At 42.0% G+C, this 1,276-nt stretch carries 1 protein-coding gene; it reads right to left on the reverse strand.

Features of this window, described 5'->3' with window-relative positions:
- Window positions 1-126 precede the first annotated feature (126 nt).
- The gene (locus DUK53_RS17020) at window positions 127-1,119 is read right to left on the reverse strand and encodes a hypothetical protein (protein ID WP_124893231.1); all 993 of its coding nucleotides are present in this window, start codon (window positions 1,117-1,119) and stop codon (window positions 127-129) included.
- Window positions 1,120-1,276: the final 157 nt, after the last annotated feature.

A 1,276-nucleotide genomic window follows, 5' to 3' on the forward strand; every position in this document is an offset into this window, starting at 1 on the left:
GTCTTTACTGACATCCCCTAAAAGCTTGTCATACGGCCAAAATGGATCCCCGGTAAACGTTGGAGATTCTTTCGCTAGATTAGCTACATCAAATACAGCTCCAGCACACATAAATAGACCTCCTTCTTAAATTTGTTCTAAAGCTGCCTTGTCTTTGAACAGCAACTCAATGGTTGCTTGGATCGCTTTTTCATTTTTGATCGGGTCTTTCTGTAATTCTTTCATCAGCTTTTCGCGTCTTTCAATTGACAAGACGAGTTGCTCATATTGTGCCAAGCGCTTTTCTAAATCTAAGTTAGGGTACACCTCCTCGATTTGTTTCGCTTTCTCCAGGTCTTTATTTTTCAAGTATGCATAGCCGACTAGCTGCATACGTGTTTTATCCTTCTGAAACAACTCCGTAGATTGCTCATACGCTTGGATCGTTGCCTTATAATCACCATCCAGTATCGCGATGTCCAACGTGCTGGTTTTAGATGGGTACGCTTTGGCAAATGTTCGGTACGTTTTTTGCCCTTTATCTCCTAAATCAAGCGCTTTTTGAAACAATGTTTGCCGAATATCTTCGGTTTTGTCTTCATACATCTTGGCTGCACCTACATAATCGCCACTTTTTATTAGCCCTTCATAGCTTGGTTCTTCGCTTTGAAGATTTGGGGCCATCCATAACGCAGCAACAGCAATTAAAACGAGCGTACCCACTGCGATTGCCAATTTGAGCGGTCTGTTTAATTGGAATGGTTGCCGCTGTTTTTTCTCCCGTACTTTCTTCTCCCTTGGTTCTCGTGGTGCCTTTACTTTTTTGGAAGCAGCATCTTTTTTCTTCTTTGGATGCACTTGATCGGCCAACCACGCTAACAAAACATTTCCTTCTGCCGTCCCTGCCAATTCTTCCTCCATGATGCGTTCAAAATCGAATAGTTCGTACGGAAATTTCAGTTGCGACTCATAAATCATTTTATCTTCGAATAAGAGCTGATACTGACATACTCCGGTCCGGTTGGACGCTATTAATTCTTCATTTTTTCGAATACCCAGCGCCATCGCTTTTTCATAGGAAAGGCGCAAGCCTTCTTGTATATCCAGCTCCTTTCCGTTGGAAAATAGCACTTCTAGCATATTTTTATCACTCCTGTCATTTGTTTCTGTAGTATTTAGCAAGCGTAGATTATCATACGAAAGTGGTGTAAGATTTTTCGCTCATAACCAGATAAGAATGATTTTCTACCCTTGGCCAGCATCGCGCTCATGCCAGCTAGGCGCATCTCCATAAAAT

Origin of the sequence: Listeria sp. SHR_NRA_18 (assembly GCF_003856515.1) — a bacterium.
Lineage (GTDB): Bacteria > Bacillota > Bacilli > Lactobacillales > Listeriaceae > Listeria_A > Listeria_A newyorkensis.

Coding starts and splice junctions, on each gene's coding strand:
- DUK53_RS17020 (WP_124893231.1), bottom strand. CDS start 1,119: ATGCTAGAAGTGCTATTTTCCAACGGAAAGGAGCTGGATATACAAGAA.